The organism is Pantoea conspicua (assembly GCF_002095315.1).
Taxonomy (GTDB): Bacteria; Pseudomonadota; Gammaproteobacteria; order Enterobacterales; family Enterobacteriaceae; genus Pantoea; species Pantoea conspicua.
Map to the genome: position 1 here is coordinate 22,747 of NZ_MLFN01000051.1, position 7,816 is coordinate 30,562.

The 7,816-nt window shown below is 58.5% G+C and carries 7 protein-coding genes and 1 pseudogene; 5 read left to right on the forward strand and 3 right to left on the reverse strand.

Features of this window, described 5'->3' with window-relative positions; all coding sequences use genetic code 11:
* The first annotated feature begins 20 nt into the window (after positions 1 to 20).
* Together HA41_RS15675 and HA41_RS15680 are read left to right on the forward strand one after the other, a co-directional pair.
* Positions 21 to 302: a type II toxin-antitoxin system HicA family toxin gene (locus tag HA41_RS15675; protein ID WP_143807344.1), complete on the forward strand. Its 282-nt coding sequence runs from the start codon at positions 21 to 23 to the stop codon at positions 300 to 302.
* Positions 295 to 654 (forward strand): type II toxin-antitoxin system HicB family antitoxin, encoded by a 360-nt coding sequence (locus HA41_RS15680; protein WP_094121566.1) that lies wholly within the window; start codon positions 295 to 297, stop codon positions 652 to 654. The genes HA41_RS15675 and HA41_RS15680 overlap by 8 nt, the downstream gene beginning before the upstream one ends.
* Positions 655 to 768: 114 nt before the next feature.
* Here the strand turns inward: HA41_RS15680 and oqxB are convergent, their stop codons facing one another.
* Positions 769 to 3,921, reverse strand: a complete 3,153-nt coding sequence (oqxB, locus tag HA41_RS15685; RefSeq protein WP_094121567.1) for a multidrug efflux RND transporter permease subunit OqxB — start codon at positions 3,919 to 3,921, stop codon at positions 769 to 771.
* A gap of 12 nt (positions 3,922 to 3,933) precedes the next feature.
* Positions 3,934 to 5,088: an efflux RND transporter periplasmic adaptor subunit gene (locus HA41_RS15690; protein ID WP_094121568.1), complete on the reverse strand. Its 1,155-nt coding sequence runs from the start codon at positions 5,086 to 5,088 to the stop codon at positions 3,934 to 3,936.
* Between the two features lie 300 nt (positions 5,089 to 5,388).
* Between HA41_RS15690 and HA41_RS15695 the strand changes: the two genes are divergently transcribed.
* The 3 genes from HA41_RS15695 (at position 5,389) to HA41_RS15705 (ending at position 6,520) form a co-directional block, all read left to right on the forward strand.
* On the forward strand, positions 5,389 to 5,730 hold the full coding sequence (locus tag HA41_RS15695) for a helix-turn-helix domain-containing protein (RefSeq protein WP_009090299.1): 342 nt from the start codon (positions 5,389 to 5,391) through the stop codon (positions 5,728 to 5,730).
* An 86-nt stretch (positions 5,731 to 5,816) separates the two neighbouring features.
* Positions 5,817 to 6,251, forward strand: a complete 435-nt coding sequence (locus tag HA41_RS15700) for a ribonuclease domain-containing protein (protein WP_094121569.1) — start codon at positions 5,817 to 5,819, stop codon at positions 6,249 to 6,251.
* A gap of 2 nt (positions 6,252 to 6,253) precedes the next feature.
* Positions 6,254 to 6,520, forward strand: coding sequence for a barstar family protein (locus HA41_RS15705; RefSeq protein WP_094121570.1), 267 nt, complete (start codon positions 6,254 to 6,256; stop codon positions 6,518 to 6,520).
* On the opposite strand, the pseudogene HA41_RS15710 reads toward HA41_RS15705, so the two are convergent.
* Positions 6,517 to 7,816, reverse strand: a pseudogene (locus tag HA41_RS15710) (virulence factor SrfC family protein); the annotation flags it as partial. The gene HA41_RS15705 and the pseudogene HA41_RS15710 overlap by 4 nt on opposite strands.

Here is a 7,816-nt window from a genome sequence, read left to right on the forward strand (position 1 = left end):
ATGAAGTCGCGGAGATCAGGATGAACGACGCCATCAACGCTTTACGGAAAAAACAGCGTGAAACCCTGCTGCAGATTTTTCAGACGCCTCCGCCAACCGGCGTGAAATGGCAGGCGATTGAGTCATTGATCAGGGCGCTGGGCGGTGAGATTAAGCAGGGCAGTGGTTCGCGTGTTCGCTTTCTGCTTAGTGGAAAAATAGCGCGTTTTCATCGCCCGCATCCGTCACCGGATACCGATAAAGGGGCCATTGTCAGTCTGCGGGAATGGCTGGAAAGTACGGGAGTTAAGCCGCATGAATAATCGTGTAAATACATCAACGATCACGGTTGCCGGACAGCCGGCGGTCATCAGCTATGTACCTGAAATAAATATGTTAAGGGGTCGCTTTCTTGGTCTGTCAGGCTACTGCGATTTCGTCTCTGATAGTGTGCAGGGCTTGCATAAAGAAGGGGAAATCTCTTTGCGTGAGTATCTGGAGGATTGCGCGGCATCTGGAGTAAATCCTTACGCTGAGCAGGAGAAAATAAAGACCTTTACCCTGCGCTATCCTGAATCGCTCGGCGAACGCTTATCTCAGGCGGCGGCACAAAACCAAACGTCGTTAAACGCCTTTATCATTGAGACGCTGAATGAAAAGTTAAAGCATGTCTGACCGGTAAGCGTGAACCGGCAGAGAGAACAGCCGGCCATCATGCCGTGATATGAATATGGCACCGACTGACAACAGCCAAAAAAAAGGGCGACCCCACGGTCGCCCTTTTGCAGGTTATACCGTCTGCAACGCGGTTTTACTCGCTTTACGCGTCACCAGCTTACGTAAGGTGACGTAGAACACCGGCGTCAGGAACAGGCCGAACAGCGTCACACCCAGCATCCCGGAGAACACCGTAATGCCGGTCACGCCGCGCACTTCCGCACCCGCACCTTCCCCCAGAATCAGCGGGATGGTGCCAGCGATAAAGGCGATCGAGGTCATCACAATCGGCCGCAAACGCAGGCGACAGGCTTCCAGCGCCGCCTCGACAATCCCTTTGCCCTGCATCTCAAGTTCACGTGCAAACTCAACGATCAGAATCGCGTTTTTACAGGCCAGCCCCATCAGCACTACCAGTCCGACCTGCACAAAGACGTTGTTATCGCCGCCGGTCAGCCAGACGCCCACCAGCGCCGAGAGCATGGTCATCGGCACGATTAAAATCACCGCCAGCGGCAGAGTCCAGCTCTCATAAAGCGCAGCCAGCACCAGGAAAGCCAGCAATACCGCCATCGGGAAGACAATCAGCGCCGTATTGCCCTGGGTCGATTGCTGATAACTCAGGTCGGTCCACTCAATGTTCATGCCGTTGGGTAACAGCTGACCGGACATCGTTTCCAGCTGGCTCATCGCCTGAGCAGAAGAGAGCACGCGCGGATCGGCATCACCAATCAGATCCGCTGCCGGATAGCCGTTATAACGAATCACCGGATCGGGGCCGTAAGTGGTGGTAATGGTCACCATGCTGCCAATCGGCACCATCTCACCGCGATCGTTGCGGGTGCGCAGGTTAGCGATATCCTCAACGCTGTCGCGAAAGTCCCCATCGGCCTGCGCCATCACTCGCCAGGTGCGACCAAATCGGTTGAAGTCATTGACGTATGACGAGCCGAGATAGGTCTGCAGGGTGCTGAACAGATCGGTCAGCGATACGCCCTGAGCTTTGGCTTTATCCCGGTCAACCTGCACATCCAGCTGCGGCACGTTGGCCTGATACGAGGAGATCGGGAAGTGCATACCCGGCGTCTGCATGATTGCACCCGACATGGTGTTGATAGCGGTCTGCAGCGCACCATAACCCAGGCCCGCGCGGTCCTGCACATAGAGCGAGTAACCCGAACCCTGGCCCAGCCCCAGAATCGGCGGCGGCATAATCGAGAAACCGAAGCCTTGCTGAATCTGTGCGATTTTGGCATTGATTTCGGCGTTAATCTCCGCCGCGGTGTGCGTGCGTTCATTGAACGGTTTCAGGCCAAAGAACACCGTGCCGCTGTTCGGGGTATTGGTAAACTGCAACGCGTTCAGGCCGGGAAACGCCACTGCATACGCCACGCCTTCGGTCTGCATACCGATTTCGCTCATCTTACGAATCACTTCATCGGTGCGCGCCAGTGACGAGCCTTCCGGCATTTTCACGCCGCCAATCAGATAGAGCTTATCCTGGGTCGGGATGAAGCCGCCGGGTACGGTGTGGAACATGAAACCGGCACCCGCCAGCAGCAGCACATAGACGCCAAAGACCGCACCGCGCCGACGCAGGGTTCTACCGACCAGGGTCTCATAGCCGTGGGCGCTGCGCTGGAAAAAGCGGTTAAACGGCCGGAACAGCCAGCCAAACAGCCGGTCGATAATCCGGGTCGGCAGATCTCTGGCCGCATGATGATCTTTCAGCAGCATTGCCGCCAGCGCCGGTGACAGCGTCAGCGAGTTGATGGCTGAAATCACGGTTGAAATGGCGATGGTGGTGGCGAACTGTTTGTAGAACTGGCCAGTCACGCCCGACAAAAATGCCATCGGCACAAACACCGCACAGAGTACCAGCGCGATAGCGATGATCGGCCCCGAAACTTCACGCATCGCCTGATGCGCTGCCGCCCGCGGCGTCAGTCCCATCTCAATGTTACGCTCGACGTTTTCCACCACCACGATGGCGTCATCCACCACAATCCCGATCGCCAGTACCAGACCAAACAGGCTCAGGGTGTTCAGCGAGAAGCCGAGCAGATAGAGCACGCTAAAGGTCCCCACCACCGACACCGGTACCGCCAGCAGCGGGATAATCGAGGCGCGCCAGGTCTGCAGGAACAGGATCACCACCAGCACGACCAGCACCACTGCTTCCAGCAGGGTCTGGACCACTGCCTTGATGGAGTCACGCACGAAAACGGTCGGATCGTAAGGTGCCGCCCATTTCACATCGTTGGGGAAACGGGTCGCCAGCTCATCCATTTTCGCCCGCACCGCATTAGAGAGGTCAATGGCATTGGCACCAGGTGCCTGGAAGATGCCGATGCCGACCGCATCTTTGTTATTCAGCTGCGAGCGCAGGGCGTAGCTGCCGGAACCCATCTCAATACGCGCCACGTCGCGCAGCCGCACCAGTGAGCCATCTTCCGAGGTTTTCAGAATGATGTCGCCAAACTGCTGTTCGCTCTCCAGCCGCCCCTGGGTGTTGATCGACAGCAGAAAGTCGCTCTGTTTTTTCAGCGGCTCGGCACCCAGCTGACCGGCAGAAACCTGCACGTTCTGCTCCTGCATCGCGGTGACGACATCCGAAGCGGTTAAGCCGCGCGCAGCCACTTTATTCGGGTCGAGCCAGACGCGCATCGCATACTCACCGGCGCCAAAGATCTGAATCTGACCCACGCCCGGCAGACGCGCCAGCTCATCCTTCACCTTGAGGGTGGCGTAGTTGCGCAGATAGAGCGAATCGTAGGTGTTATTGGGCGAGAACATGTGCACCACCAGCGTCAGGGTCGGTGACATCTTCTGAGTGGTAATCCCCAGCCGACGTACATCTTCCGGCAGGCGCGCTTCAGCCTGCGCCACGCGGTTCTGAACCTGAACCTGAGCCTGGTCGGGATCGGTACCGGGACGGAAGGTGACGGTGGTCACCAGCACGCCGTCAGAACCGGCCACCGATTTCATGTACATCATGTTTTCGACGCCGTTGATCGCCTCTTCCAGTGGCGTCGCCACCGAATCCGCAATCACTTTCGGGTTGGCACCGGGATATTCGGCCCGCACCTGCACGCTGGGCGGCACCACATCGGGATATTCACTGATCGGCAACAACGGAATCGAGATCAGCCCGGTAACGAAAATCAGAATCGATAACACCGCCGCAAAGATCGGCCGGTCGATAAAAAAGCGGGAAAAGTCCATAGCGGCCTCGGATTATTGAGCGGTTGCCGCACGCATGGCGACCTGCTGGGCAGTGACCGGCATGCCGGGCATAAACACTTTTTGCAGACCGGCGATGATCACCCGATCACCCGATTCCAGGCCCGACTTGACGATGCGCAGGCCATCCACCATCGCGCCAGGCTGAATATCACGGCGCTGGGCTTTGCCGTCGCTGTCCACCACGTAGACATACTTACGGTCCTGATCGGTTAACACCGCTTTGTCATCAATCAGCACCGCCTCGAACTGCGCACTGCCAGGCAGACGGACCCGCGCGAACAGACCCGGCGTGAACTGACGCTGCTGATTGTCGAGCAGGGCGCGCATACGAATGGTGCCGGTGCTGGCGGTCAGCTGATTATCCAGGAAATCGACTTTGCCCTGATGCGGATAGCCCTGTTCGCCGACCAGCGCGATTTCCACCGGCAACGCATGGCGCTGCTGGCCCTGACGCGCCATCGCCTGATAGTGCAGGAAGGTATTTTCATCGACGTCGAAATAGACATACATGCTTTGCTGCGACACCAGCGTGGTCAGCACGCTGGCGCTGTCACCGGCGGTAACCAGATTACCGGCGGTGATCATCGCCCGGCTGGCCTGACCATCAATCGGCGCGGTAACGCGGGTAAAATCGAGATTCAGTTGCGCCATATCCACGGCGGCCTCGGCGGCCAGCACATCGGCCTGCGCCTGGCTGGCGGCTGAGCGGCGCTGCTCCCACACTTCACGCGAGATCGCCTGGCTGCCAATCAGCTTCTCGCTGCGTCCTGACTCACTGCGCGCCAGACTCGCCTGGCTACGGGCGCGGGCTAATTCCGCTTTGGCCTGTTCCAGCGCCGCGCGATAGCTGCGATCGTCGATGCTGAACAGCACCTGGCCTTTCTTCACCTCTTCGCCTTCACGATAGTTGACCGACTCGATGTAGCCCGAAACGCGCGGCCGCAGCTGCACGCTCTGCACCGCCTCAACCCGGCCATTGAAACTGTCCCACTGGCTGACCGGCTTAATCAGTACCGGCGCAGCACTCACTTCGGGCGGCGGTGGCGGGGCGTTTTGCGCCACGCCATCATCGCAGCCGCTTAGCTGACCGATCAGCAGTACCATCCCTAAAAGGGTAAAACCCTGACGAACCCAGTTGGTAATCATTGTTGTTATTCCGCGATAAGGTGAAAACGACCCGCAGGCCAATATTTGCAACTTTTAAGATTGCAATTAATCGCGAGGAGTGTAGGCTGGCGTCGCTGGCAACTGCAAGAATAACAGATACACTTTATGTGCGGTTTGTTGCCTACAGGTTAAAAGCTAAGCGGCTGACAAAAGACCCTGAAAAGTGTGCGGCATTTAATGTACTAATAAAACTTGCATTAAATGACATAGTCAGTCACCCTTTAAGTGTAACTGCAACTGATACTAATACTATTCGCCACGGCGACGGGAGAGACTGGAATGATGAGTGACGCCTTTATTCACGATTTAATCGACTGGATTGATAACAACATCGAAGCACGTCTGGATCTGGACACCGTATCGGAACGCGCGGGCTACTCGAAATGGCACCTGCAGCGTATGTTCAAAGAGCATACCGGCTATCCGCTGGGTGAATATATCCGGGTGAAGAAACTGAAAAAATCAGCCGATCGCCTCACCAGCACCGATGAACCGATTCTTAACGTGGCGATTTCGTTGGGTTTTGATTCGCAGCAGTCCTTTAATCGCAGCTTCAAACGTCAGTACGGTGTGGCACCGGGTGCATGGCGTCGACACAGCGGTGATTCGCACGCTGCATAACCTCGCCAGGGCCAGCCTGTCTGGCCCGCGCTTTTTTCGGCGCGTAAAACTGGTATCATCTGCATCCTGTCGTCACGGATGCCATCATGTCAAAAAAACTCTGGATTGGCCTGTTCATGGTCCTTGCGGCCTGCTTCTACGGCCTGAAACCCTCTATTATCTCTTCTGTAGCGCCTGCTCAGGCAGACATTGCTGCGCTGACCGACGCCCATACCGTGGCGCGCTGGGTGCTGCAACATCAGCAACTGCCGGACTACTATCTCACCAAAAATGATGCCCGCAAGCGGGGCTGGAACCCGGCCAAAGGCAACCTGTGCGAGGTGCTGCCCGGTAAAGCCATCGGCGGCGATCGCTTCGCCAACCGGGAAAAACGCCTGCCGCAACGCGCTGGCCGCCAGTGGTATGAGGCGGACGTTAACTATCGCTGCGGACGGCGCGATGCAGACCGGCTGGTCTACTCCTCAGACGGGCTGGTATTTTTGTCCACCGACCACTATCGCAGCTTTAAACAGGTACCCTGATCATGCTGATTATGCAATTTGATCTGCGCCAGCTGACCAGCCGCGCGGCGTTCTACCAGCAGTTTGCCGCACAGAGCGGCGGAACGCCTGCCTATTTTGGCAACAACCTGGATGCGCTATGGGACTGGCTGACCGGCGGCATTGCGTTGCCGGCAGAGGTGCGGCTGCAGCATTACGCCGAACACCATGCCGATCTGGCCCCGGTGCTGGCGTTACTGGAAGAGGCGGCGCAGTCGCTGGACGGCGAACTGCGCCTGGTGAAGGATTAAGCGCGCAGCGGTTTAAGCAGGGCGATCAGCGCCTCGCGCGCCGCCAGCGGCAGGTCACCGCCGCCGGTATAGCCGTTGTTCTCGATAATCACCTGATTCAGCCCCACCAGCCAGTCGTAGATGTAGTAGGCGGTATGGTTAGCCGGAGCGGCCGACAGCCTGGTCAGTCGCTGACCGGCGCTGAAGCTGACGCTGGGTGCCGGCGGGCGGGTAAAGATCGCCTGTCCGCGATTAACGCGGCTGGCCGGACGCTCCGCTTCCGGACGCTGTAAAAAGCCGAGCCAGGCGACAAAGTCACCCAGCACCGTCATGGCGCGCGTCACCTGACGATCGGCACGCGACTCATGGGTGATGCTGTGACTGTCGGGCTCATGCAGCGCCTGCTGCAGTTTTTGCGTGATATCGGTGCGGAAACTGGCGGTGATCAACTCTTCCACCAGCCACTCCATGGTCGCTTTATCAATATTCAGCAACGCCAGCAGGCTGCGATTTTCCGGCAGCTGACGCAGGTGATCGAGCCACAGCAACAGCACCTGACGCGGAAACTGCTGCGCGCTGTGTCCGCTCTGACGCGACTGAACCGGCACCTCCGGCTCCGACTGGCTGAACAGATCAAATTCAAAGCCGATGCCGAACTGATTTTCCGGTGCCTGCGGATGGGGCGTCGAGCTGCCGCTCAGGCTCGACTGATTGAGCCACAGCTGACGCAGCGCTTCACGCGGCGGTTGCAGACGTTCCAGCAGTTCGCCGTGCAGGCCGGTGCGGTGCTGTAAACATTTCAGCAGAGTATCGGCAATCGTCTGTTTGCGCGCCGCCTGTTCCGGGCTGGCACCCGCCTCGGTCCACGGCAGTAACCGCCGCTCAACCACGGTGTGCTGAATCTGCGCCAGCTGGGCCAGCAGCAGGTCGCGCCGGGCTTCCGGCTGCATCTCGTCCTGCAGCCAGCTCGCCATACGATCCACACCGGCGCGATCCAGCACCAGCATCGATCCCCAGTGTTGTCCCGGTTGTCCCAGCTGGCGTTGCACCGCTTCATCCACATTGATCTGCTGATGACGGGCATCATAGGGCGTGATGGCCCAGATCAGCCGCGGTTTTTCGCTGGATTCCTGTGTCGGTTGCAGCCGCTGCCACTCGCGCAGCGTCTGGCTGACCCGATCGGCATCCTGACGCTGACTGGCGGCGGTGCAGACCAGCAGCAGATCGATGCCCTGCGCGCGGCATACAGGCCGGGCAGCAGGGCGCGTTTCTCTTCCAGCAGCTGCGCCCGCAGCGGGTCGCGCTGCTGCAGGCGCC

What these genes read in the sequence shown, in the direction of transcription:
- HA41_RS15675 (WP_143807344.1), top strand. Translation starts at nt 21, where the DNA reads ATGAACGACGCCATCAACGCTTTACGGAAAAAACAGCGTGAAACCCTG.
- HA41_RS15680 (WP_094121566.1), top strand. Translation starts at nt 295, where the DNA reads ATGAATAATCGTGTAAATACATCAACGATCACGGTTGCCGGACAGCCG.
- oqxB (WP_094121567.1), bottom strand. Translation starts at nt 3,921, where the DNA reads ATGGACTTTTCCCGCTTTTTTATCGACCGGCCGATCTTTGCGGCGGTG.
- HA41_RS15690 (WP_094121568.1), bottom strand. Translation starts at nt 5,088, where the DNA reads ATGATTACCAACTGGGTTCGTCAGGGTTTTACCCTTTTAGGGATGGTA.
- HA41_RS15695 (WP_009090299.1), top strand. Translation starts at nt 5,389, where the DNA reads ATGATGAGTGACGCCTTTATTCACGATTTAATCGACTGGATTGATAAC.
- HA41_RS15700 (WP_094121569.1), top strand. Translation starts at nt 5,817, where the DNA reads ATGTCAAAAAAACTCTGGATTGGCCTGTTCATGGTCCTTGCGGCCTGC.
- HA41_RS15705 (WP_094121570.1), top strand. Translation starts at nt 6,254, where the DNA reads ATGCTGATTATGCAATTTGATCTGCGCCAGCTGACCAGCCGCGCGGCG.